Below are 25,097 nucleotides of genomic sequence, written 5' to 3'. Positions count from 1 at the left end.
ATCAGGAGAACGACATGCCGCGCGGCCACCAGGAAATCCACTTCGTCGATCGGGCCGGCTGGCTGCGTGCCGCCGTGCTCGGTGCCAATGACGGCATCCTCTCGACGGCGAGCCTCATCGTCGGCGTCGCCGCGGCGGACAGCGACCAGGGCGCGGTGCTGCTGGCCGGCATTGCCGGGCTGGTGGCGGGCGCGATGTCGATGGCGGCGGGTGAATATGTCTCGGTGTCGTCACAGGCCGACACCGAACATGCCGACCTCGCCCGCGAACGGGCGGAACTCGCCGCCGACCCGGTCGGCGAGCATGCCGAACTCGTTGGGCTCTATGTCGCCCGCGGCCTCGATCCGGCGCTGGCGGACGAGGTGGCGCGGCAGCTCGCCGCCCGTGACGCGCTGGAAGCCCACGCCCGCGACGAGCTGGGCATCAACGAGATCACCACGGCGCGCCCGGTGCAGGCGGCGCTCGCCTCGGCGGCGAGCTTCGCGGGCGGGGCGGTGCTGCCGCTCGCCACCGTGCTGGTGGCGCCGCAGGGGGCGCTGCCGGTCACGGTCTCGGCCGCGGCGCTCGGATTCCTCGCGGTGCTGGGGGTGGCAGGCGCCAAGGCCGGCGGCTCGGACCCGTTGAAGGCGGCCATACGCGTCACCTTCTGGGGGGCGCTGGCGATGGCGGCGACCTATGCCATCGGCGCGGTGTCCGGCACGGTGATCTGAGCGGCCCACCGCGGCAACCCCGGCAGGCGGAACGCCGCGGAAGAGGACGGCAGAGCTTGCCCCGGCGGCGCTCCCCGCCTAAGTCGGGGGACGGGTGCCCCCGCGGTGTCGAAAAAGCCGGCCGCCTTGCGTCGGATCAAGGCCCGCGCCTCGAAAGGCGTGAAGTTTCGGGCCGTCGCGAACCGACGTCGAGAGGAAGGCCCGATGCTGAACGTCGCCACCCCAGCTCCGCGAGACCTTATGCCGGAAGCCCGCACGCCCGAGACCCTGAACGAGCGCAAGGCGCTCGCCCGCGCCTGGTTCGAGGAACTGCGCGACCGCATCTGCGCCGCTTTCGAGGCGGTGGAGGCCGATGCCCCGGACCATCTCTACCCCGGCGCGCCCGGCCGCTTCGTGCGCACGCCGTGGCAGCGCACCGACCATTCCGGTGCGCCCGGCGGCGGTGGGGTGATGTCGGTGATGCGCGGGCGGGTGTTCGAGAAGGTCGGCGTGCACTGCTCCACCGTCCATGGCGAGTTCGCCCCGGAATTCCGGAAACAGATTCCCGGCGCCGAGGAAGACCCCCGCTTCCACGCCACCGGCATCTCCCTCATCGCCCACATGACGAACCCCAACGTGCCGGCCGTGCACATGAACACGCGGTTCGTCGTCACCTCGAAGGCGTGGTTCGGCGGCGGCGCCGACCTGACACCGGTGCTGGAGCGCCGGCGCACGCAGGAAGACCCCGACACGATCGCCTTCCACGCCGCCATGCGCGCGGCCTGCCAGCCCCACGACGTCGCCGACTATCCCCGGCTGAAGGAATGGTGCGACGAATATTTCTGGCTCACCCACCGCAAGGAACCGCGCGGCATCGGCGGCATCTTCTACGACTGGCTGGACAGCGGCGACTGGTCGGCGGATTTCGCCTTCACCCGCGACGTCGGCCTCGCCTTCCTCGACATCTACCCCCATCTGGTCCGGCAGAACTACGCCACCCCGTGGACCGAGGCGGACCGCGAGGAACAGCTCATCCGCCGCGGCCGCTACGTCGAGTTCAACCTGCTCTACGACCGCGGCACGGTGTTCGGCCTGAAGACCGGCGGCAATGTCGACTCGATCCTCTCCTCCATGCCCCCGGTGGTGAAGTGGCCGTGAAGGACAGCCGGGCAACCCAAGGTATGGCAGGCTGAGCGCCTGCCATCCAGAGGTGCCGATGTCCGACCTCGCGAGGTAGAAGCCTCGCGATATCTCTTGGCTCAGGCCGGCTCCATCGCGTCGCGGGCGATCGCCACCAGCGACAGCGGGTCCTCCGGGAAGCCGCGCTCGATCCACAGCGCCTCCGCCCGGCGCAGCGTGGCGCCCACCTGCGGGCCCGGGGGGATGCCCCGGGCGAGGAAAGCGCCGGCATTGATGGGGAATTTCGGCGGGCTCCACAGCTCCGGCAGCCGGGCGAGATCGCCCCAGTCGACATCGGGGGGGGACGCGGCGGAACGGGCGAAGTCGATCAGCACCCGGTCGCGATAGGCTTCCGCCCCCATGTGGTACAGCGCGGCGCAGCGCTCGAGATCGGTGGTGTCGGGGTCAAGCGCGAGCCGGGCGTCGGCCAGCGGGGCCAGCCGCTTCGCCTCGGCGTTGGAGAGCCGCAGCCCCTCGCGCGTGCGCTCGAGGTCGTCCGCCTCGTGAATGAGCAGGGCGCCCAGCCGGCGCAGCGGGTCCGCCGGCAGGCCCAGCGCCGCCTCGATGGCCGCCAGCCGCCCCGCCGCCGCGACATCCGGCCGGCCCGCCGCCGGCCCGAGCACCGGCTCCAGCAGGCCGGCGCCGGCCATCTCCTCCAGCGTCTCCGCCGCGCGCGGCGCCGCCAGCAGCTTCAGGAACTCGGTCCGCACCCGCTCGCGGGAGAGCTGGGCGAGCCCCTCGCGGCCCGCGACCGCCGCCGCCCGCGCCGCCGGATCGAGCGGGCCAAGGCCATAGGCGGCGTGGAAGCGGAACAGCCGCAGGATGCGCAGATAATCCTCGCGGATGCGCTGGCCGGGGTCGCCGATGAAGCGCACCCGCCCCGCTTCGGCATCCGCCCGGCCGCCGACGAGATCGACGATATCGCCCGCACGGGTCATGTAGAGCGCGTTCATGGTGAAGTCGCGCCGGGCGGCATCGTGCGACCAGTCGCGGCCGAAGGCGACGCGGGCGCGGCGGCCGTCGGTCTCGACATCCTCGCGCAGCGTCGTCACCTCATAGGGCACGCCCTCCGCCACCACGGTGACGGTGCCGTGCTCGATCCCGGTCGGCACCGGCTTCAGGCCGGCGACGGTGGCCCGGCGCATCACCTCCTCCGGCAATGCGGTGGTGGCGAGGTCGATGTCGGAGCGGGTGCCGCGGCCCAGCAGCCAGTCGCGCACCGCCCCGCCGACGATGCGGACCTCCTCGCCCTCGCCCTCCAGCGCCTCGAACAGGCGGGAGAGCCCGGCATGGCCCTCGATCAACGCGTTCATTCGAAATGTCCCGGCACGAGGATGCCGTTCTCCCAGCTCGGTGGGACGTAGCGGCCCTGGGTCGGACCGCGCAGCTCGGCCTCGAAGAGATAGAGGCTGGCGGCCACCAGCAGCAAGGCGGCAATGGTGCACAGGGCGAACGACCGGGTGGACCAGCCGGCCAGCAGCGAATCAATGCCGCGCCCGAACCGCAGATACAGCGCGAACAGCGCAAAGGGGGCGAGGAACAGCAGGATTTCGGTGAGCGCGACCCGCAGCATCAGCCATACATCCGCTCATACAGATTGCGCAGGATTCCCGCCGTCACGCCCCAGATGAACCGCTTCTCATAGGCCATGGCGTGGAAGGTGCGGCGCAGCCCCTCGGTCTCGCGGGAATGGCGCTGGTGGTTGGCCGGCGTCATCAGGAACTCCAGCGGCACCTCGAACGCCTCGTCCACCTCGCCCGGGTTGAGCGTGAGGCCGAAATCCGGCTCCACCGTCGCCACCACCGGCACGATGCGGAAGCCCGTGCGCGTGAGATAGGCATCGAGATAGCCCAGCGGAGAAACCAGAGCGGGGTCGAGCCCGATCTCTTCCTGCGCCTCGCGCAGCGCCGCGCCGAGCGGACCGTCGTCCTCGGGCTCGATCTTGCCGCCGGGAAAGGCGATCTGCCCGGGGTGGCTCGGCAGGTTCGAGGCGCGCAGCGTCAGCAGCACGGTGGGAACCGGCCGCGCCACCACCGGCACCAGCACCGCCGCCGCCCGCACCGGGCGGGCATCGACCAGTGCGCGAAATTCCGGCGTCAGGTCATGGTCGCCGCGCGCGGCCTCTCCGCTCACCGGCGGGTCGACCGCGAGGCGGGCGCGGGCGCGCTCGACAAAGCCGGCCAGCGAGGCGGGAGCAAGCGCGGGCGGGGGCATGTGGGCGGTCATCGTCTCTCCGGCGTCAGGCGGGCAGGGGAAAGAACGCAGGCCCCGAGGCAATGCCGGCGACCGGCTGCCCATGGACGAGGCGTTCCTCGCAGCGTTCGACCAGTTCCAGCGCCACCGCGCGGCTCAACCGCGCCCACAGATCGCCGCGCACCCTTATATAGGGCTTCAGCCCGCCATTTCCCGCATCCACGACGAAACGAAGGGGATGGTCGGCACCGCAGCGCACCAGTTCGTCCAGATTGGTGCGGAAGACCAGCACCTCGCCGGCCTCGCCCGGCTCGATCGCCATCTCCACCGCCACGAAAGGCACGTCGGCCACCGAGATGCCGAGCTTCTCCACTGGCGTCACCAGCACGTAGCGCGTGCCATCCCGTCGCAGGACGGAGGCGAACAGCCGCACCAGAGCCGGCCGCTGGATCGGCGAACCGAGATAGGACCAGCCGCCTTCGGCGTCGATGCTGATGCCAATCTCGCCACAATCGGGCGGATTCCAGCTCTCAACCGGAGCGGGAACGCGCGCTCCAGCCGTCCCGACCCGCTCCAGAAGTGCCTGGAGTCCTGCATAACTGTCTGTGTTCATACTTCTTTTCAAGAAAGGCCGGTGCGGTCGCGCAGTCGTGATGGCGTGCCCAATGGTCGACGTGAGGGCAAGATAGCGTAAGCTGGACATGCCGCCATCCTGCTGGATGAACCGGCACGGCCGCTGCATAGCGTGTTTGCAAAGCATTTTGTTGCAGCGCAACATAGCCAGCCAAGGATCGGGAGCGCGACATGACGACGGCCACGGGCGAGAACTTCGAGTCCCTCGACGCCATGATCATCCGCAACGCGGAAACCACGGCGGCCAATGTGCGGGCGGCGCGGGCGGGCATCGGCGCGGTCATCTTCGGCCAGGAGGCCGTGGTGGAGCGAGCGCTGATCACCATTCTTTCCGGCGGCCACGGGCTGCTGGTCGGCGTGCCCGGTCTCGCCAAGACCAAGCTGGTGGAAACGCTCGGCACGGTGCTGGGCATGGACGCCCGCCGGGTGCAGTTCACCCCCGACCTCATGCCCTCCGACATCCTCGGCGCCGAGGTGCTGGAAGAGAGCGCGGGCGGGCGGCGCTCCTTCCGCTTCATCCCCGGCCCGGTCTTCGCCCAGCTTCTGATGGCGGACGAGATTAACCGCGCCTCGCCGCGCACCCAGTCCGCCCTGCTGCAGTCGATGCAGGAAGGCCACGTCACCGTCGCCGGCCAGCGCCACGACCTGCCGAAGCCGTTTCACGTTCTCGCCACCCAGAACCCGCTCGAGCAGGAGGGGACCTATCCCCTGCCGGAAGCCCAGCTCGACCGCTTCCTGATGGAGATCGACGTCGATTATCCCGACCGCGACGCCGAACGCCGCATCCTGTTCGACACCACCAGCTCCGAGGAGACGAAGCCTCGCCCGGTCATGACGGCCGAGGATCTCGCCGCAGCCCAGCGCCTGGTCCGCCGCCTGCCGGTCGGCGAATCGGTGGTGGAGGCGATCCTCACCCTGGTGCGTTCGGCACGCCCCGGCCCCGATGCCGGCGCGCTGGCGAAGTTCATCGCCTGGGGCCCCGGGCCGCGCGCCTCGCAGTCGCTCATGCTCGCGGTTCGGGCCCGGGCGCTGCTCGACGGACGTTACGCGCCCTCGCTGGACGACGTCGCCGCCCTCGCCGAGCCCGTGCTCAAGCACCGCATGGCCCTCACCTTCGCCGCGCGCGCCGATGGCGAGACCGTGCCCGGCCTCATCGCCCGTCTTGTCGCCCGCATCGGCTGACGCACACGCAGGAGCTGGCAGAGCTTGGAAGTCGAAGCCGACACCGCCGTCCGGACCGCCGCACAGGATGCGGCCGGCCTCGTTGCAGCCATGCCCCGGCTGGTGCTGGAGGCGCGGCGGATCGCGGCGAGCGTCTATCACGGCCTGCACGGCCGCCGCCGCGCCGGCACCGGCGAAAACTTCTGGCAGTACCGCCGCTTCATGGACGGCGAGCCGTCCAACCGGGTGGACTGGCGCCGCTCGGCCCGCGACGACCATCTCTATGTCCGCGAGCGCGAATGGGAGGCCGCCCACACCGTGTGGATCTGGCCGGACCTGTCCCCCTCCATGGTGTTCGCCTCGCCGCTGGTGTGGGAGACCAAGCGTGACCGCGCCCTCGTCGTCGCCTTCGCGCTGGCCGAGCTGCTGGTGCGCGGCGGCGAGCGCGTCGGCATCCCCGGGGTGATGCGCCCCTCCGCCAACCGCAACATCGTCGAGCGGATGGCGGAGGCGCTGGTTCACGCCACCACCCTGCCCGCCAGCCTGCCGCCGGCCTTCGCACCCTCTCCGCTTGCCGAAGTGGTGCTGCTCGGCGACCTCTGGAGCCCCACCGCCGAGGTCACCGCCAGCATCGGCGCGCTCTCCGCCAGCAGCGCCCATGGCCATGTCGTGCAGGTCTGCGACCCGGCCGAGGAGACCTTCCCGTTCTCCGGCCGGATCGAGCTGCGCGAACCGGAGACCGGCGCGCTGCTGACCATCGGCCGGGCGGAAACAGTGCGTGAGGAGTACATCGCCCGTGTCGATCTCCACCGCAGCCTGATCCGCCGGGAGGCGGAACGGCACAACTGGACCTTCCTCGTCCACCGCACCGACCGGCCGGCGAGCGAGGTCCTGCTCGCGCTCCACGCCCGCATGAGCGGAGGCGCGACTCTCCTCCCGCCGGCGCCCACCGCGCCGGCGACGGAAGGGGATTCCACCTGATGCTCGGATTGCCGCTGGCCTTCACCTCCCCCCTCATCCTCGGCGCGCTGGCCGGGCTCCCGCTGCTGTGGTTCCTGCTGCGGCTGGTGCCGCCGCGGCCGCGCCGCGTCGCCTTCGCGCCGATGCGGCTGCTGCTGGACATCCCGCCGAAGGAAGAGACGCCGGCGCGCATGCCCTGGTGGCTCACCGCGCTGCGGCTGCTGCTGGCCGCCTTCGTCATCTTCGCCGCCGCCGGGCCGATCTGGAACCCGCCGAGCACCGGCCCCGCGGCCACCGGCCCGGTCGTGCTGCTGATCGACAGCGGCTGGCCCGCGGCCGCGACCTGGGAGCACCGTCGCGCCGCCGCCGAAGGGGTGATCGCCGATGCCGACCTGGAGAATCGCGGCATCGTCCTCATCCCCACGGGCGAGCCCCCGGCCGAGCCCCATGTGATGCGCCCCAGCGAGGCGCGGGACCGGCTGCGCACCCTCGCCCCGGTGCCGGAGGTGCCCGATCGGGCTGCTGCTCTGGCGAGCGTGGAGCGGGCGCTGGTCGCGGCGCCGGACGCCTCGGTGGTCTATCTCGCCGACGGCGTGTCGCTCGCCGCCGACGACCCGAGCGCGACGGCCCTCGCCCGCATTGCCGGACAACGCCCGCTGGTGGTGATGAATGGCGGGCTCGCCGAGCCGCTCGCTCTGGCCGGCGCCGACAATGCGGTGGACGCCCTCACCGTGCAGGTGGTGCGCGCCGACCGCGACACCGCCGGGCGCGAGGGCACGGTGCGGGCACTCGACATGCGCGGCCTCGCGCTCGGCGAGGCGGCTTTCAGTTTCGAGCCGGGCGCCCGCGAAACCGCGGCCCGCTTCGACCTACCGGTGGAAATCCGCAACGAGGTGGCCCGGCTGGAGATCGCCGGCGAAGCCTCCGCCGGTGCGGTGCAGCTGCTGGACGAGCGCTGGCGCCGCCGCTCGGTCGGCCTCGTGTCCGGCGCCACCGCCGACCAGCGCCAGCCGCTGCTCGCGCCCTCCTATTATCTCAGCCGCGCGCTGGGGCCCTTCGCCGATGTGCGCCTGTCGGAAGGACGGGCCTCGTCCGAGGCGATCGACAGCTTCATCGACCAGAAGCTGCCGGTCATCATCCTCTCCGACATCGGCACCATTTCGCCCGAAACCGAACAGCGGCTGCAGCGCTGGATGGAGGGCGGCGGCGTGCTGGTGCGCTTCGCCGGTCCGCGCCTCGCCAACAGCGACGACCGGCTGGTGCCGGTCACGCTGCGCCGCGGCGGCCGGGTGCTGGGCGGCTCGCTGTCGTGGGAACAGCCCCAGAAGCTCGGCAGCTTCGCGCCGGAAGGCCCTTTCCGCAACGTGCCGGTGCCCAATGACGTCACCGTGCAGCGCCAGGTGCTGGCCGAGCCGGACGGGCTGCTGGCCTCGCGCACCTGGGCGGCGCTCACCGACGGAACCCCGCTCGTCACCGGGGAGGCGCGCGGGCGCGGCATGCTGGTGCTGTTCCACGTCACCGCCGACACCACCTGGTCGGACCTGCCGCTGTCGGGCGCCTTCGTCGAGATGCTGCGCCGGGTGGTGGCGCTCGCGGGATCGACCGCCACGGAGACCGCCGCCGAGGGCACTGCGGCGCCCTCCGGCGAGACCATCGCCCCCAGCCGGCTGCTGGACGGATTCGGGGCCTTCAAGGGTGTGCCACCCACCGCCAAGGCGATTCCGGCCGGCTTTGTCGGCCGCGCCAGCCGCGACCATCCGCCCGGCTTCTACGGGCCGCCCGACGGACTGGTGGCGGTCAACGCGCTGCTGCCGGCCGACCGCCTCGTTCCGCTCGACCTCACCTCCCTGGGGCGGGTCGAGCCCTATCGCGACGTCGCGCCCCGCGACCTGCGCGCCCCGGTGCTGCTCGCCATGTTCGCCCTTCTGCTGATCGACGCCGTCATCGTGTTCCTGCTGTCCGGCGGCCTCGCCCGGCTGCTGCCGCGCCGGGCCGCGGCGGCCTCGCTCGCGGCACTGCTCGCCCTCGGCGCGCTCGCGCTGCCGGCACCGGAGGCACGGGCGCAGAACGCACCGCCACCCGGCCCGGCGTCCGCTGCCACGCCGGCGCCGGCCACGCCGCCGACACCGGAACAGGATGCCTTCGCGGTGAAGGCGAGCAGCGCCACGCGGCTCGGCTATGTCCTCACCGGCGACGCCGAGACCGACGAAGTGAGCCGTGCCGGCCTCAAGGGCCTCACCGATTTCCTCGGCCAGCGCACCGCGCTGGAGGCCGGCGAGCCGATGGGCGTCGACCCCGCCCGCGACGAGCTCTCATTCTTCCCGCTGCTGTACTGGCCGATCGTGCCCGGCGCGCCGAAGCCCAGCCCGGCGACGCTGGCGCGCATCGACGCCTTCATGAAGCAGGGCGGCACCATCCTGTTCGACACCCGCGACGCGGAATCGGTCCTGCCCGGCAGCAACGGCGCCGGCACCCCGGCCAATGATGCGCTCCGGGCCATCCTCTCCGGCCTCGACGTGCCCGAGCTGGAGCCGGTGCCGCGCGACCACGTGCTGACCAAGGCGTTCTATCTGCTGCGCGACTTCCCCGGCCGCTTCAGCGGCGGGCAGACCTTTGTCGAGGCACTGCCCGCCGCCGAGGAAGGCGAGGACCGTCCGGCACGCGCCGGCGACGGCGTCTCCCCCATCATCATCACCTCGAACGATCTGGCCGGCGCCTGGGCGATGAACGATGACGGCCAGCCCATGCTGCCGCTCTCCGCCTCCGAGCCGCGCCAGCGGGAAATGGCCTACCGCGCCGGAGTGAACCTCGTGATGTATGTGCTCACCGGCAACTACAAGGCCGATCAGGTGCACGTGCCCGCGCTGCTGGAGAGGCTCGGCCAATGAATCTCGGGCTCGGCTTCGACCCCCTCATTCCGCTGCCATGGCTGGCGGGCGCCGCGGCGCTGGCGGTGCTGGTCAGCGTCCTGCTGCTGGTCGGGCGGACGCGCGGCGCGCTGATGCGGGCGCTCGCGCTCGGGCTGGCCGTGCTGGCCCTCGCCAACCCCTCCCTCACCCGCGAAGAACGCGAGCCGCTCTCCACCGTGGTCGCGGTGGTGGTGGACAAGAGCGCGAGCCAGGATTTCGGCGAGCGCACCGCCATGACCGAGGCCGCCCGCGCCGAGCTGAAGGCCCGGCTCGACCGGCTGCCCGGCGCCGAGGTGCGCTGGATCGAGGCGGGCGGCGGTGCCGGCGACGTCGACGGCACCCGGCTTTTCACCGCGCTGAACGCGGCGCTGGCGGACGTGCCGCCGGAGCGGGTGGCGGGCGCCATCTTCCTCACAGACGGGCGCGTGCACGACATCCCCGCCACCGCCGCGGCGCTGGGCTTCAAGGCCCCGGTGCACGCCATCATTTCCGGCCATGCCGGCGAGCGCGACCGCCGCGTCGCCCTCACCTCGACCCCGCGCTTCGGCATCGTCGGCCAGAACCAGACGGTCGGCTACCGCGTGGTCGACGAAGGCGCGCCGGCCGGCGCGCGGGTGGGCGTCACCGTGCGCCGCGACGGCGAGGTGGTGGCCCGGCCCATCGTCACCGCCGGCACCGACGCCCAGGTCGAGATCCCCATCACCCACGCCGGCGGCAACATCGTGGAGATCGAGGCCGCCGGCCTCGAGGGCGAGCTGACCCCGGTGAACAACCGCGCCGCGCTCTCCATCGACGGCGTGCGCGACAAGCTGCGGGTGCTGCTCGTCTCCGGCGAACCCCATGTCGGCGAGCGGACCTGGCGCAACCTTCTGAAGTCCGACGCCAATGTCGACCTCGTCCACTTCACCATCCTGCGCCCGCCGGAGAAGCAGGACGGCACCCCGATCAACGAGCTGTCGCTCATCGCCTTCCCCACGCGCGAGCTGTTCCAGCAGAAGATCAAGGATTTCGACCTCATCATCTTCGACCGCTACGCCCAGCAGGGCGTGCTGCCGATGATCTATTTCGACAACATCGTGCGCTATGTGCGCGAGGGTGGCGCGGTGCTGGTCGCCGCCGGCGCGGACTACATCTCCGAGGGCTCGATCTTCCAGACCCCGCTGGAGGCCATCCTGCCCGCCGAGCCCACCGGCAAGATGACCGAGGTGCCGTTCCGCGCCCATCTCACCGAGGCCGGCCAGCGCCACCCGGTGACGCGCGAACTGCCCGGCTCGCAGTCGGAACCGCCGCGCTGGAGCCGCTTCTTCCGCGTCGTCGACACGGTGAACGCCAAGGGCACCAGCGTGCTGGACGGACCCGACAACCGCCCCGTGCTGCTGCTCGACCGCGTCGGCGAAGGCCGCGTCGCCCTGCTGCTCTCCGACCATATCTGGCTGTGGGCGCGCGGCTTCGAGGGCGGCGGGCCCTATATCGACCTGCTGCGCCGGCTCTCCCACTGGCTGATGAAGGAGCCGGAGCTCGAGGAGGAGCGGCTTTCCATGGTCGCGCGCGGCGGCGACATCGTCATCGCGCGCCAGACCATGGGCGACGCGGTCGGGCCGGTGACCGTCACCAATCCCGCCGGCCAGACCCGCACGGTCACCCTTGCCGAAACCGCCCCGGGCTCGTTCAGCGCCAGCTTCCCGGCCGACATGCTGGGGCTCTGGCGGGCGAACGATGGCCGGCTCTCGGCGCTGGTGAATGTCGGCCCGCTGAACCCGAAGGAATTCGCCGAGGTCACCAGCACGACCCAGACCCTCTCCCCCATCGCCGCCGCCAGCGGCGGCGGGGTGTGGCGGATGGCGGACCTTGCCGGCTCGGTGCCGCGGGTGGTGGCGGTGCGGTCGGGCGAACGCTACGCCGGCGAGGACTGGTTGGGGCTCGCGATGCGCGACGTCTCGGTGGTGCGCGGGCTGGGCCTGTTCCCGCTCTTCGCCGGCCTCTCCGGCCTGCTCATCCTGATGGCCGGCATCGCCGCCGCCTGGGCCCGCGAGGGACGGTAGCCGCGTCGCGGGACGCACGGCCGCCCGACCGGGGGCCGTGCGGCGGGCCGTGCGGCCTCAGGCCACCGCGGCGCGGCGGTCCGGGGCGACCATGCCTTCCACCGAGGCCACGTCCCGCCCATCCAGCGGGCAGATCAGCACCCGGTTGGGATCGACCGGCCCGGGAAGCCGCACCGCGCCGCGCGCGACATGGCGGAAACCCATCCGGCCGTAATAGGGCTCGTCACCCACCAGCAGCACCAGCCCGGCGCCCGCTTCCTTCGCCGCCGCCAGCGAGCGCTCCACCAGCCGGCGGCCGATGCCGTGGGAGCGGAAGGGCGGCTCCACCGTCAGCGGGCCGAGCAGCAGCGCCGGCGCCGGGCCGATGAAGATCGGCGTCAGCCGGACCGAGCCCACCAGCATCGTGCCGATGGAGGCGGTGAAGGAGAGATCGCGCCGGTGCGGATTGCCTTCCCGCAGCCGGAAGGCGGTGCGGGCATAGCGGCCCGGCCCGAAGGTGCGGGCCACCAGCCGCTCGATGGCGGCATCGTCGGCGGGGGTTTCCGGAAGGATGGAGATGGACAGGTCGGTCATGGGGCTCTCGACGGTCAGGCGACAGGCGCCGAGGCCGGGCCCATCCGGGGCCGGCTCAGGCGCAGGGGCGTGCGGAGGCGCGCGCGGCAGCGCGGGCTCGCTCGTCTCGTCGTCGCAGCAGGGGCCGGAACGTCATGATGGTCCTTCCAAGGGTCGGGCCGGATAGCACGACCGGCGCGCTGCGTCGAGAGCAAGGAAGAGCATCCTGCAGCCGGAGGTTACCCGCCAAAAATCTCGCCGGAGGCTGGTAACTCGTTGCCTTAGCCGGAAATCTTCGCTTGTTGGCGTAGAAACAGCCCGTAATCTGCCCCGCCAACGGTTTCGGCGCGGCGGGATCGTGCAGCCGGTGGGTCCGCGTGCACGAGGATAGAGTGCGATGCAGTTCACGCGCAGCGGCAAGTTCAGCCGGACCAGCACCACAACCAACACCACCACGGGCGAGGTGCTCTCGACCTATGGTTATTACGGCAGCTCGGTGATCTATGCCGCCACCGACAGCGACACCACGCTGACCGGCAGCGCCGAGAACGAGGCGTTCATCTACGACCTCACCTTGTCGGGCACCAATGCGCTGCGCTTTTCCGGCTTCACCGTGTTCGACGCCGGGGCCGGCGACGACATCATGGACTTCACCGTCCGGCCCGCCCATGCCGGTAGCGAATACGCCACCGACGCCACGCTCTATGGCGGGCTCGGCAATGACGTGATCTGGACCGCCGGCGCCCATCTCGCCACCGCCTATGGCGACGTCGCGACCCTCGCCGGCACCTCGGGCAGCCTCGCGCTCGGCGGCAACGACCGGATCGACGCCACCGCCGCGACCATCGCGACCACGATCTATGGCGACGGCTACGACCTCTCCTGGGCGCGGGGCGGCGACGACATCCTCACCGGCACCGCCTATCGCGACAACCTCTATGGCGACGCCTACAATCTCGGCCTCGCCGACGGCTCCACCACCTATGGCGGCAACGACACCATCTATGGCGGCGGTCTGGGCGACACCATCTATGGCGACGGCAACCGGCTCGGAGTCGGCGTCGGCTCGACCGTCACGGGCGGCGACGACGTTATTTATACCGGAGCCGGTGCGGACACGCCGATCAACCAGCGCGACCGCGTGTACGGCGACGGCCAGTATCTTGGCGTTGGCGTGAACTCGACAGCACGTGGCGGCAACGACGCCATCTATGGCGGGGATAACATCGACACGCTCTATGGTGACGGCTCCTTCATGGCCCAGGGAGTTGGATCGATCGCCTATGGTGGTAACGACACGATCTACGCTGCCGGGGGTGGCGATGCCGTTTATGGAGACGGATATACCGTCGGCTATGGCGATAACAGCCAGGTCTTTGGCAGGAACGACGAGCTTCACGGCGGCGATGGCGATGACTCTCTCTATGGCGACGGTTTTTACATCGCCTACAACGCAACATCGGTGGTGACGGCCGGAGATGACCTGCTTTACGGCGATGCCGGCAACGACCTGATTGCAGGAGACGGATATAGCGCGGTCGGCACGCTTTACTGCGGAAACGACACCCTCGTCGGGGGAGTTGGAGACGACAAGCTTTACGGCGACCTTGTCGCTGTCTCGGCGTCCGGCGCCGTCGTGACCGGCGGCAACGACACCTTCGTGTTCCAGCCCGGCAGCGGCGCGGATACCATCTACGACTTCGGCCAGGTGGCGGGTTCCGCCTATGGCGACGACCTGATCGACGTCTCCGCCTATGGCTATACCGGCTTTGCCGGTCTCACCCTCACCGGCAACGGCACCGCCACGGTGACGGTCGATTTCGGCGGCGGCAACAACGTCCAGGTCAAGAACAAGACCAACACCGCCCTCACCCTCGACGCCTCGGACTTCGTCTTCGCGACGTGAGGTCGCGCAACAGCCCGCGTGACGGCGGGCGCTGTGGCGGGGCGGCAACAGCCTTGGCTTTCGCTGCGGAAACAGGGCCAAATTTCCGGTATCTTGCAACCATCCCCTGTGCGCGGTGCCGATGAGAAGGTATCAAGATGAGGAGAGAGCCTAGCGCGTCGGCCGCCGGGGGCAGGCGGGCGAACGCACAGGGGATGGGCAATGAATTTCACCCGCAGCGGCAAATTCAGCCGGACCAGCACCACCACCAACACCACCACCAACGAGACGCTGTCGACCTATGGCTATTATGGCAGCTCGGTCATCTACACCGCGTCCGGCGACACCTCGCTGACCGGCGGCGCCGAGAACGAAGCCTTCATCTACGACCTGACGCTGAACGGCACCAACGCGCTGCGCTTCTCCGGCTTCACCAGCTTCAACGCCGGCGCCGGCAACGACATCATCGACTTCACCGTGCGCCCCGCCAATGCCGGGCATGAATACGCCACCAACGCGCTTATCTATGGTGGCATCGGCGATGATGTGATCTGGACCGCGGGCTCGCACCTCACCACGGTTTATGGGGATGTATCGTCTTACTCGGGCAGCTCGAGCAGTCCTCTCCAGGGCGGCAACGACACCATCGACCTCTCCGCCGCCACCGCGGCGACCACCGTCTATGGCGACAGCGAGTTCTCGTCATGGGTAACCGGCGGCAACGACGCCATCACCGGCAGCGCCCTCGGCGACACCATCTATGGTGATATGAACCAACTTGGAAGTTCGACGTCGGACCGGACAAATGGCGGCGCCGACACCATCCACGGCCAGGGCGGCAATGACACGATTTATGGCGATGGCCGCACCATGGGCAGCCCCAATTCGAGCGTAACGCTCGGCGGCGCCGACACGCTCTATGGCGACGCCGGCCAGGACACGATCTATGGCGATGCCCTCCGCTTTGGCGGCTTCTCGAACAACACGACGAATGCCTCGGTGACGGCGGGCAATGACACGCTCTATGGCGGTGCCGACAATGACGGTCTGGTCGGCGACGGCGGCGATGTCTATAAAGGCGTGACCCTGACCTGCGGCAACGACCGGCTGGACGGCGGCGCCGGCGACGACAAGCTCTATGGCGACATCTCCAACAGCATAAATTCCGGCGCCAGCGTCACCGGCGGCAACGACACCTTCGTGTTCCAGCCCGGCAGCGGCGCCGACACCATCTACGACTTCGGACAGGTGGCCGGCAGCGGCACCGGCGACGACCTGATCGACGTCTCCGCCTATGGCTATTCCTCCTTCGGCGAGCTCAACGTCTCCGGCAACGGCACCGCCACGGTGACGGTCGATTTCGGCGGCGGCAACAGCGTGACCGTGCAGAACAAGGCCAACACCGCCCTCACCCTCGACGCCTCGGACTTCATATTCGGGGCGTGAGGCAACATAGGGGATCTTGGCGGCCGCGGCAAAAAGCAACCAAAAATAGTCACCCCCCACCCTGCCCGGATTTCTTGAGATTATCGGATTTTGCGGGCAAACAGAAGGTAATTTTCCAGAAAAAGTGAGCGGCGCTCACGGGTGGAGGTTATCATGCAGTTTACGCGGTCCGGGAAATTCGACAAGAGCAGCACGATTACCAATGCGTCGACCAACGTTACTATTTCCACCTATGGTTGGTATGGCAGCTCGGTCATTTATGCCGCGACATCGTCGGACAAGACTCTGACCGGCAGCGCCGAGAACGAGGCCTTCATCTACGACCTCACGCTCAAGGGCACGAATGCCCTGCGCTTCTCCGGCTTCACCGCCTTCGATGCCGGGGCGGGCGACGACATCATCGACTTCACGGTGCGCTCCGCCAATGCCGGCAAGGAATACGGCACCACCGCCACCATCTCCGGCGGCCTCGGCAATGACGTGATCTGGACCGCCGGCAGCAAGCTCACCAAGGTCTACGGGGAAGCCAGCATTGTCGGCGGCTCGTCGGGCAACGTGACGCAGTGCGGCAGCGACACCATCGACCTCTCCGCCGCCACTGTCGCGACCACCGTCTATGGCGAGGGGGCGCAGCTTGCCTGGGCCAAGGGCGGCAATGACGACATCACCGGCAGCGCCTTCGGCGATACGATCTATGGTGATGCCGACCTGTTAGCCTACCAGGATTCGTCGACCGCCTGGGGCGGGGACGACATCCTTCGTGGCAAGGCGCTCAAGGACATCCTGTATGGCGACGGCTACTATGTCGGCAATGGCGCATCGGCAACCGCCTATTGCGGCAACGACACCTTCTACGCCGGAGCGGGCGACGACGCCGTTTATGGCGATGGCTACCAGTTCACCAACAGCGACGGTTCGAAGGCCTATGGCGGCAACGATACCCTCTATGGCGACGCCGGCGCCGACTCGCTTTACGGCGACGCCTTCACCCTTGGAAGTGCACGCGGAGCGGGCGACGTCGCCGTCTGCGGCAACGACACGCTCTATGGCGGCGACGGCGCCGACACGCTCTATGGCGATGCCGCGAACTGCTACATGAACGCGACGAGCGGCAATGACCGTCTGGATGGCGGCGCCGGCAACGACAAGCTCTATGGCGACGTGCTGGCCAGTAACGTGATCGGCGGCAACGACACCTTCGTGTTCCAGCCCGGCAGCGGCGCCGACACCATCTATGATTTCGGCCAGACCGCCGGAGCCGGCTCTGGCGACGACCTGATTGACGTCTCGGCCTATGGCTATACCTCCTTCGCCGGCCTCACCCTCTCCGGCAACGGCACCGCGACGGTGACGATCACCTTCAGCGGCAGCGGCAACAGCGTGCAGGTGAAGAACAGGTCCAGCACCGCCCTCACCCTCACCGCCTCGGACTTCGTCTTCGCGGCGTGAGACCGGGCGGGGCGGGCAGCGCCCCGCCCTTCCCCAGGGGTAGCGATCCTACAGCCATACGCCTGAATTTCTTCGGAAATTTCGAACCAGAAAGCCGACAATCCCGGCTTCCGCGCTTGGCTGCATCTCCCCCGTAACGGTACAATAGCGCCTCAAGGCCGGACTCGCGCGGGCGAGCGGCCGATGAGGGGCACATCATGCAGTTCACACGCTCCGGCAAATTCAGCCGGACCAGCACCACCACCAACACCACGACCGGTCAGGTGCTTTCGACCTCCGGCGTCTATGGAAGCTCGGTGATCTACACCGCGTCGGGTGGCGATACGACACTGACCGGCAGCGACGCCAACGAGGCCTTCATCTACGACCTCACCCTCAGCGGCACCAACGCCCTGCGCTTCTCCGGCTTCACCAGCTTCGACGCCGGTGCCGGCGACGACATCATCGACTTCACCGTCCGCACGGCCAATGCCGGCAGCGAGTACGCCACCGACGCCGCCGTCTATGGCGGGCTCGGCAATGACGTGATCTGGACCGCGGGTTCACATCTCAAGACCGTCTATGGCGACACCACCATCATTGCGGGCACCTCGGCCAGCGACATGGTGCAGGCCGGCAACGACACCATCGACCTCTCAGCCGCCAGTGTCGGAACCGCGGTCCTCGGTGACGGGTCGCTGCGCTGGGCCAAGGGCGGCAACGACACCATAACCGGCAGCACGTCCAACGACACCCTCTCGGGCGATGGAAACGTCGGTGGCCTGGCCAACACCAAAGGCACCGGCGGCAACGACATCATCTATGGCGGCGCCGGCAGGGACACGATTTTCGGCGAAGGCCAGTTTATGGGCGGGCAGACCGGCTCCACCTGCATCGGCGGCGACGATGTCATCTACGCCTATAACGCCACCACCGCGGGCACCGAGACGGACAACATCTATGGTGAATCCCAGGATTTTGGCGCCGGAGCGTCCGTCACCGTCATCGGCGGCAATGATACGATCTATGGCAGCAACGGCGACAACGCCCTGTTCGGCGATGGCAATTCCGACGGCGGCGGCGCCAGCGCCAATGTCACCGCGGGCAACGACACGATCTACGGACGGGACGGTACCGATACGATCTTGGGTGACGGCAGGAACGCCGCCTTCGGAAACGGCTCCACCGTCACCGGCGGCGCCGATACGCTGTATGGCGATGATGGCGGCGATACGCTGTATGGCGATTTCTCGCTGGTCGGCAACGGCAACAACTCAACCGGGGGCCATGCCTTCGGCGGGGCTGACCTTCTCTATGGCGGAGCCGGCGACGACACGCTGATCGGCGACGCCACGACCGTCAACCAGGGCGGGACGCTGACCTGCGGCAACGACATCCTCGATGGCGGCACCGGCGACGACAAGCTCTATGGCGACGTCTCCGGCACCATTAACGCCAGCACCACGGCGACCCGCGGCGACGACACCTTCGTGTTCGCGCCCGGCAGCGGCGCCGACACCATCTATGACTTCGACCAGAGCACCGGCTCCCTTGACCACCATGACCTGATCGACGTCTCCGCCTATGGCTACTCCTCCGGGAGCCAGCTCGACATCATCGGCAACGGCACGGCGTCGGTGGTGATCGATTTCGGCGGCGGCAACAGTGTCACGGTGCAGAACAAGGCCGGCACCGCCCTCGTCCTCGACAGCCCGGACTTCCTCTTCTCGACCTGAGGCAACGCGCGGCGGCGGGGCGGCAGCGCCCCGCCTGCCCGAGCGGCCGCGGCCCGGCTGCCGTAGCCCTGACGGTCTTCCGCAAGCTGGAACCGGAAAGGCGACCATCCTCGAGGCCGGTCGCTGGCGCGTCATACCCACAACGGTACGATAGCGCCTCACGCCGGGCGCGCGGGGCGAGCGGCCGATGAGGGGCGCATCATGCAGTTCACACGCTCCGGCAGGTTCAGCCGGACCAGCACCACCACCAACACCACCACCAACCAGACGCTGTCGACCTACGGCTTCTACGGCAGCTCGGTGATCTACACCGCGACCGACAGCGACACGACACTGACCGGCAGCGACGCCAACGAGGCCTTCATCTACGACCTCACCCTCTCCGGCAGCAACGCGCTGCGCTTCTCCGGCTTCACAGCCTTCGATGCCGGGGCCGGCGACGACATCATCGACTTCACCGTCCGCCCCGCCAATGCCGGCCATGAATACGCCACCGACGCCACGATCTATGGCGGGCTCGGCAATGACGTGATCTGGACCGCGGGTTCGCATCTCGCCCCAGTCTATGGCGACAATGTAACCATGGCCGGCACCTCGGCCAGCGACCTGGTGCAGGGCGGCAACGACATCATCGACGCGTCCGCGGCGACGGTCGGCACGGCTGTCATTGGCGATGGCTTTTACCTGAGCTGGGCCAAGGGCGGCAACGACACCCTCACCGGCAGCGCCAGCGACGACACGCTCTACGGCGATGGCGGGAGACTGGCCTATACCGCCAGCTCCAGTGCGTTCGGCGGCGACGACGTTCTGCGGGGCGGAGCGGGCAAGGACACGCTCTATGGCGACGGCAACCTGCTCGGCTATGGCGCGTCGAGCACGGCCGTCGGCGGCAATGACACGCTCTACGCCGGCACCGGCACCGAGGCCGACATGCTCTACGGCGACGGCAGCTATCTCTGCAATGGCACGGGCAGCACCGCCACCGGCGGCAATGACACGCTCTATGGCAATGACGGCGGCAACCCCCTTTACGGCGATGGGGGCACACTCGGCTTTGGCAGGAATGCGACCGCAACCGGTGGCAACGACACGGTGTATGCCGGTGGCGGCGCGGACACCCTGTTTGGTGACGCCAATGCCTTCGGCTTTAGCGCCGGCTCGACCGTGAAAGGCGGAGCCGACACGCTCTATGGAGAAGACGGCGACGACACGATCTATGGCGACGGCAAAGCGTGCGGCAACCTCGCCAACGTCGTCACCGCCACGGGCGGCGGCGACACGCTCCATGGCGGTGCCGGTGCCGACATCCTGGTCGGTGATGCCGACAGCGTGACGGCGAAGGCGAGCCTGACCTGCGGCAACGATCGGCTCGACGGCGGCACCGGCAACGACAAGCTCTATGGCGACGTCTCCGGCACCATAACGGCCGGCGGCGTCGTCACCGGCGGCAACGACACCTTCGTGTTCCAGCCCGGCAGCGGCGCCGACACGATCTACGACTTCGGGCAGGTGGCGGGCAGCAGCACCGGCGACGACCTGATCGACGTCTCCGCCTATGGCTATACGAGCTTCGCCGGGCTGAGCATCACCGGCAACGGCACTGCCGCGGTGGTGGTCGACTTCGGCGGCGGCAACAGCGTGACCGTGCAGAACAGGGCCAACACCGCCCTCACCCTCGACGCCTCGGACTTCGTCTTCGCGGCGTGAGGCGGCCCGAAAGGCCACCGTCTGACGCGGAATCGCACCAAAAATCGTCACCCCAGCGGGCGGCGCGGCTCTTGCCCTCTTTAGCCATCGGCGCGAAAACATCGCAAAATGAAGTGGAAAGGCCGATGGCAACATCGGCCGAAGGGGAGTGCGATGGAATTCACACGTTCCGGCAAGTTCAACCGGACCAGCACCACCACCAACACCACCACCAACGAGACGCTGTCGACCTATGGCTTCTATGGCAGCGCGCTCATCTACACCGCCACCTCAACCGACAAGACGCTGAACGGCAGCGACGAGAACGAGGCCTTCATCTACGATCTCACGCTGAACGGCACCAACGCGCTGCGCTTCTCCGGCTTTACCGACTTCAACGCCGGCGGCGGCGACGACATCATGGACTTCACCGTCCGCCCCGCCAATGTCGGCAAGGAATACGCCACCACCGCGAAGGTCTCGGGCGGCCTTGGCAATGACGTGATCTGGACCGCCGGCGCCAAGCTCACCATCGTCTATGGCGACTACCAGACCATGTCCGGCTCCTCGTCCACCGATATGGTGCAGGGCGGCAACGACATCATCGACCTCTCGGCCGCCACGGCGGCGACCACCACCTATGGCGACGGTGCGACCCTGAACTGGGCGAAGGGCGGCAACGACACCATCACCGGCACGAAAGCCGGCGAATACCTCTACGGCGATGGGGGAATGGCCACGCTCGCCAACGCGACGGCCACCGGCGGCGACGATATCATCTATGGCAAGGCCGGCGCCGACAACATTTATGGTGAGGGCGTCGGCCTTGCCAACATTAGCGGCGCCACCGGCGCCACCGCTATCGGCGGCAACGACATTCTTTACGCCTATGATGCGACCACCATCGGCACCGACGCCGACAACATCTACGGTGATGCAGCCAATATGGCCGTCCAGTCATCGACCACCGTCATTGGCGGGAATGACGGGATCTATGGCAGCAACGGCGGCAACATGCTCTACGGCGACGGGACCACGGTCGCGAGCGGCACCGATTCCACCTTCACCGGCGGTGCCGACACCATCTATGGCCGGGGCGGCGGCGACTCCATCTATGGTGATGGGTTCTCGGGCGCCACCGCCTCCGGCTCGAAGGCCACGGGTGGCAACGACATCCTGTATGGCGATGACGGCGACGACGCCATCTATGGCGATTTCAGCAATGTCGGCCATTTGACCCTGAGTTCCACGGCCTCCGGCGGCAATGACAGCCTGTATGGTGGCGCCGGTGCCGATAGCCTCGTCGGCGACGCCGGCGGTACGCGCGCGGGGCTCACCATGACCTGCGGCAACGACCGGCTGGATGGCGGCGCCGGCAATGACCAGCTCTATGGCGACATCTCGACCACCGCCAGCGGCACCATCACCGGCGGCAACGACACCTTCGTGTTCCAGCCCGGCAGCGGCGCCGACACCATCTTCGATTTCGGGCAGAGCGCCGGCTCTGCCACCGGCGACGACCTGATCGACGTCTCGGCCTATGGCTATACCTCGTTTGCCGACCTCACCATCAGCAACAACGGCACCGCGACGGTGACGGTCACCTTCAGCGGCAGCAACAGCGTGAAGGTGCAGAACAAGGCCAACACCGCCCTCACCCTCGACGCCTCGGACTTCATCTTCGCGGCGTGAGCCCGGCGGCGGCGGGCGCTGTGGCGGGGCGGCAACGGCCCCGCTTTCTCCTGCGACATCAGCGCCGAATCTCCCGCATCTTTCCCCCACCCCCTGTTACCGATGCCGATGTGAGGGTACCACGATAGGTAGGACATCGCGCGCCGACGGTCAGGGACGGGCGGGCGCCAACGCACAGGGGATCGGCCGTGAACTTCACCCGCTCCGGCAAATTCAGCCGGACCAGCACCACCACCAACACCACCACCAACGAGACGCTGTCGACCTATGGCTATTACGGCAGCTCGGTGATCTACACGGCGTCCGGCGGGGACACCACGCTGACCGGCAGCGCCGCCAACGAGGCCTTCATCTACGACCTCACCCTCAGCGGCACCAACGCGCTGCGTTTCTCCGGCTTCGACACCTTCGACGCCGGCGGCGGCGACGACATCATGGACTTCACCGTCCGGCCCGCCAATGCCGGCCATGAATATGGCACCGACGCCACCGTCTATGGCGGGCTCGGCAACGACGTGATCTGGACCGCGGGCTCCCACCTCGCCAATGTCTATGGCGACAATGGCGACATCGCGGGAACCAGCGGCAGTCCCGTGATCGGCGGCAACGACCGGATCGATGCCTCCGCCGCCAGCGCCACGAGCTTCATCTATGGCGACGCCAACAAGGTCTCCAATTATGTCGGCGGCAACGACACCATCGTCGGCAGCGCCTACACCGACCAGCTCTCCGGCGATGTTATGGTCGCCGGCAACGGGTTCGTCGGCGGCAACGATGTGATCTTCGCCGGCGGTGGCGGCTGGGACGCCCTCGACGGTGACGCCATCTATATCGGCGACGGCAGCGACACCGTCACTGCCGTGTGCGGCAACGATACCCTGCACGGTAGTTCGGACAGTGATTCTCTCGTCGGTGATGCCAGTGCCATCCAAAGCGCGGGGCAGGTGCAGTTCGGCAACGACATCATCGATGGAGCGGGCGGCGACGATTATCTCTTCGGCGACACGGCGGACCTGGGTAATAAAGGCACCACCGTCATCGGCGGCAACGACACCTTCGTGTTCCAGCCGAACAGCGGCGCCGACACCATCTTCGATTTCGGCCAGAGCGCCGGCTCCACCTATGGCGACGACCTGATCGACGTCTCGGCCTATGGCTATACCAGCTTCGCCAGCCTCAACATCTCCGGCAACGGCACCGACTCGGTGGTGGTCAATTTCGGCGGCGGCAACCAGGTGACCGTGCAGAACCTCACCAACACCCCCCTCACCCTCTCCGCCTCGGACTTCATCTTCGCGAGCTGAGGCGGTCCGGCCCGGAGGCGGGCCGTGCCCGCCTCCGGGGTCGCAGCCCGTCTGCCATGTCCGGCGCACGATTTTGCTCGTGCGCCCGGCTGTTCCCAAACGGCACTTTCCGGTAAAAAAGTAGCGGCGCGCGGCGCTCCACTTGCAGCGGTTGCCGGCATGCCATTTGGGGGGAAAGCAGATGGTTCAATTCACACGTTCCGGCAAGTTCAACCGGACCAGCACCACCACCAACACCACGACCAACGAGACGCTCTCGACCTATGGCTATTACGGCAGTTCCGGCATCTACACCGCCGGCGCGGACACCACGCTGACCGGCAGCAGTTTTAACGAAGCCTTCATCTACGACCTCACCCTCAGCGGCACCAACGCGCTGCGCTTCTCCGGCTTCACCAGCTTCGATGCCGGCGCCGGCGACGACATCATGGACTTCACCGTCCGCCCGGCCAATGCCGGGCATGAATACGGCACCGACGCCACCCTCTATGGCGGGCTGGGCAATGACGTGATCTGGACCGCCGGCTCCCACCTCACCCAGCTCTATGGCGATGATCACGACGTTGCGGGAACGAACGGCAGCCCCGTCGTCGGCGGCAACGACCGGATCGACGCCTCTGCCGCCACCGCCGCAAGCATCATCTATGGCGACGCCTACACCGCCTCCTACTTTATCGGCGGCAACGACACCATCACGGGCAGCAGCCTCTCCGGCGACTCGCTGTGTGGGGATGTCCAGATCGCCGGCAATGGCTTCGTCGGCGGCAACGACACCCTCTTCACCGGCGGCAGCAGCGGCGGCGCTGGCGGCAGTGGCCAGGTCCTCGTCGGCGATGCCGCCCTCATCGGCAACGGAACCGACACCACCGATGTCGTGTGCGGAAACGATGCGCTTCACGACGACGCCACTGGCAGCCTGCTGATCGGCGATGCCATGTATCTCCAGAGCCCCGGCACGATCCAGGGCGGGAACGACGTGCTCGATGGCGGCGGCGGCGACGATATGCTGGTCGGCGACTACGGCGGATGGAGCGGCACCGTCATCACCGCCATCTTCGGCGGCAACGACACCTTCGTGTTCCAGCCGGGCAGCGGCAACGACACCATCGAGGATTTCGGCCAGGCCACCAATAGCAGCAACGGCCAGGACCAGATCGACGTCTCGGCCTATGGCATCACCTCCTTCGCCCAGCTCAATATCAGCGACAACGGCAGCAAGGCAGCGACGATCACCTTCGGCGGCGGCAACAGCGTCACGGTGAAGAACACGATCTGGGACCAGGACATCACCCTCACCGACCTGAGCTTCATCTTCGCGACCTGAGAAGGGCGGCCGCGGCGGGGCGGGCAGCGCCCCGCCCGTGCCGGATCGGCGCGCGGCTTCCGGTGAGTCATGGATCCCGCTCAAAAATAGACAGGGTGTTCAGCCGCACTTCGCTTGCGACTGGCACGGCCGGAGGTATCTTGGCCCGCACCGGAGTCCGCCGCGGGGGCAGTGCCGGCACCGAGGGCGTGAGATGCTTTTCACTCGTTCCGGCAAGTTCAGCGTAAGCGTCGTCCTCAGGCCACGTTACTGAGGGTGGGCTTGGTGGGATAGGCCCA

Annotated in this window: 19 protein-coding genes; 14 read left to right on the top strand and 5 right to left on the bottom strand. The window is 68.5% G+C overall.

Features of this window, described 5'->3' with window-relative positions; translation table 11 throughout:
- The first annotated feature begins 14 nt into the window (after positions 1 to 14).
- Both KHC27_RS16800 and hemF read left to right on the top strand, forming a co-directional pair.
- On the top strand, positions 15 to 710 hold the full coding sequence (locus KHC27_RS16800) for a VIT1/CCC1 transporter family protein (protein WP_213340550.1): 696 nt from the start codon (positions 15 to 17) through the stop codon (positions 708 to 710).
- A gap of 240 nt (positions 711 to 950) precedes the next feature.
- Positions 951 to 1,847: an oxygen-dependent coproporphyrinogen oxidase gene (hemF, locus tag KHC27_RS16795; protein ID WP_213340590.1), complete on the top strand. Its 897-nt coding sequence runs from the start codon at positions 951 to 953 to the stop codon at positions 1,845 to 1,847.
- 101 nt (positions 1,848 to 1,948) lie between these two features.
- On the opposite strand, the gene KHC27_RS16790 is transcribed toward hemF, so the two are convergent.
- Genes KHC27_RS16790 through KHC27_RS16775 form a run of 4 tightly spaced genes read right to left on the bottom strand, consistent with a single transcriptional unit; the run spans position 1,949 to position 4,674 of the window.
- Positions 1,949 to 3,181 (bottom strand): CCA tRNA nucleotidyltransferase, encoded by a 1,233-nt coding sequence (locus tag KHC27_RS16790; protein ID WP_213340549.1) that lies wholly within the window; start codon positions 3,179 to 3,181, stop codon positions 1,949 to 1,951.
- Positions 3,178 to 3,441 (bottom strand): DUF6111 family protein, encoded by a 264-nt coding sequence (locus tag KHC27_RS16785; protein ID WP_213340548.1) that lies wholly within the window; start codon positions 3,439 to 3,441, stop codon positions 3,178 to 3,180. The genes KHC27_RS16790 and KHC27_RS16785 overlap by 4 nt, the downstream gene beginning before the upstream one ends.
- Complete coding sequence (locus KHC27_RS16780) at positions 3,441 to 4,094, bottom strand: CoA pyrophosphatase (protein ID WP_213340547.1); 654 nt, start codon at positions 4,092 to 4,094, stop codon at positions 3,441 to 3,443. Before KHC27_RS16780 ends, KHC27_RS16785 begins: the two co-directional genes overlap by 1 nt.
- A gap of 13 nt (positions 4,095 to 4,107) precedes the next feature.
- A complete protein-coding gene (locus tag KHC27_RS16775; protein ID WP_213340546.1) occupies positions 4,108 to 4,674 on the bottom strand; it encodes a DUF1285 domain-containing protein in 567 nt (188 codons plus the stop codon).
- Positions 4,675 to 4,865: 191 nt separating this feature from the next.
- Between KHC27_RS16775 and KHC27_RS16770 the strand changes: the two genes are divergently transcribed.
- The 4 genes from KHC27_RS16770 to KHC27_RS16755 are packed head-to-tail and all read left to right on the top strand — an operon-like array spanning position 4,866 to position 11,766.
- Positions 4,866 to 5,876: an AAA family ATPase gene (locus KHC27_RS16770; RefSeq protein ID WP_213340545.1), complete on the top strand. Its 1,011-nt coding sequence runs from the start codon at positions 4,866 to 4,868 to the stop codon at positions 5,874 to 5,876.
- 24 nt (positions 5,877 to 5,900) lie between these two features.
- Positions 5,901 to 6,836 carry a DUF58 domain-containing protein gene (locus tag KHC27_RS16765; protein ID WP_213340544.1) on the top strand — a complete coding sequence of 312 codons (936 nt, stop codon included), beginning with the start codon at positions 5,901 to 5,903 and terminating at the stop codon, positions 6,834 to 6,836.
- A complete protein-coding gene (locus KHC27_RS16760; protein WP_213340543.1) occupies positions 6,836 to 9,703 on the top strand; it encodes a DUF4159 domain-containing protein in 2,868 nt (955 codons plus the stop codon). Before KHC27_RS16765 ends, KHC27_RS16760 begins: the two co-directional genes overlap by 1 nt.
- A complete protein-coding gene (locus KHC27_RS16755) occupies positions 9,700 to 11,766 on the top strand; it encodes a hypothetical protein (RefSeq protein WP_213340542.1) in 2,067 nt (688 codons plus the stop codon). The genes KHC27_RS16760 and KHC27_RS16755 overlap by 4 nt, the downstream gene beginning before the upstream one ends.
- A gap of 57 nt (positions 11,767 to 11,823) precedes the next feature.
- On the opposite strand, the gene KHC27_RS16750 is transcribed toward KHC27_RS16755, so the two are convergent.
- Positions 11,824 to 12,339 (bottom strand): GNAT family N-acetyltransferase, encoded by a 516-nt coding sequence (locus KHC27_RS16750; protein WP_213340541.1) that lies wholly within the window; start codon positions 12,337 to 12,339, stop codon positions 11,824 to 11,826.
- Positions 12,340 to 12,715: 376 nt separating this feature from the next.
- On the opposite strand from KHC27_RS16750, the gene KHC27_RS16745 reads away from it, so the two are divergent.
- From KHC27_RS16745 to KHC27_RS16710, 8 genes are all read left to right on the top strand, one after another.
- Positions 12,716 to 14,224: a calcium-binding protein gene (locus KHC27_RS16745; RefSeq protein WP_213340540.1), complete on the top strand. Its 1,509-nt coding sequence runs from the start codon at positions 12,716 to 12,718 to the stop codon at positions 14,222 to 14,224.
- Positions 14,225 to 14,425: 201 nt separating this feature from the next.
- Complete coding sequence (locus KHC27_RS21915; protein ID WP_281417095.1) at positions 14,426 to 15,649, top strand: calcium-binding protein; 1,224 nt, start codon at positions 14,426 to 14,428, stop codon at positions 15,647 to 15,649.
- A 153-nt stretch (positions 15,650 to 15,802) separates the two neighbouring features.
- Positions 15,803 to 17,098 (top strand): calcium-binding protein, encoded by a 1,296-nt coding sequence (locus KHC27_RS16735; RefSeq protein ID WP_213340539.1) that lies wholly within the window; start codon positions 15,803 to 15,805, stop codon positions 17,096 to 17,098.
- A gap of 197 nt (positions 17,099 to 17,295) precedes the next feature.
- Entirely contained in the window at positions 17,296 to 18,813 is a 1,518-nt protein-coding gene (locus tag KHC27_RS16730) for a calcium-binding protein (RefSeq protein WP_213340538.1), read from the top strand.
- A gap of 201 nt (positions 18,814 to 19,014) precedes the next feature.
- Positions 19,015 to 20,520 (top strand): calcium-binding protein, encoded by a 1,506-nt coding sequence (locus KHC27_RS16725; protein ID WP_213340537.1) that lies wholly within the window; start codon positions 19,015 to 19,017, stop codon positions 20,518 to 20,520.
- Between the two features lie 153 nt (positions 20,521 to 20,673).
- Positions 20,674 to 22,191 carry a calcium-binding protein gene (locus KHC27_RS21910; RefSeq protein ID WP_213340536.1) on the top strand — a complete coding sequence of 506 codons (1,518 nt, stop codon included), beginning with the start codon at positions 20,674 to 20,676 and terminating at the stop codon, positions 22,189 to 22,191.
- A gap of 188 nt (positions 22,192 to 22,379) precedes the next feature.
- Positions 22,380 to 23,495: a calcium-binding protein gene (locus tag KHC27_RS16715; RefSeq protein WP_213340535.1), complete on the top strand. Its 1,116-nt coding sequence runs from the start codon at positions 22,380 to 22,382 to the stop codon at positions 23,493 to 23,495.
- Positions 23,496 to 23,676: 181 nt separating this feature from the next.
- A complete protein-coding gene (locus tag KHC27_RS16710; RefSeq protein ID WP_213340534.1) occupies positions 23,677 to 24,819 on the top strand; it encodes a hypothetical protein in 1,143 nt (380 codons plus the stop codon).
- Positions 24,820 to 25,097 lie beyond the last annotated feature (278 nt).

The sequence above is a fragment of the Ancylobacter lacus genome, from assembly GCF_018390635.1.
GTDB lineage: Bacteria > Pseudomonadota > Alphaproteobacteria > Rhizobiales > Xanthobacteraceae > Ancylobacter > Ancylobacter lacus.
This window is presented reverse-complemented; position numbering and strand designations above follow the sequence as displayed.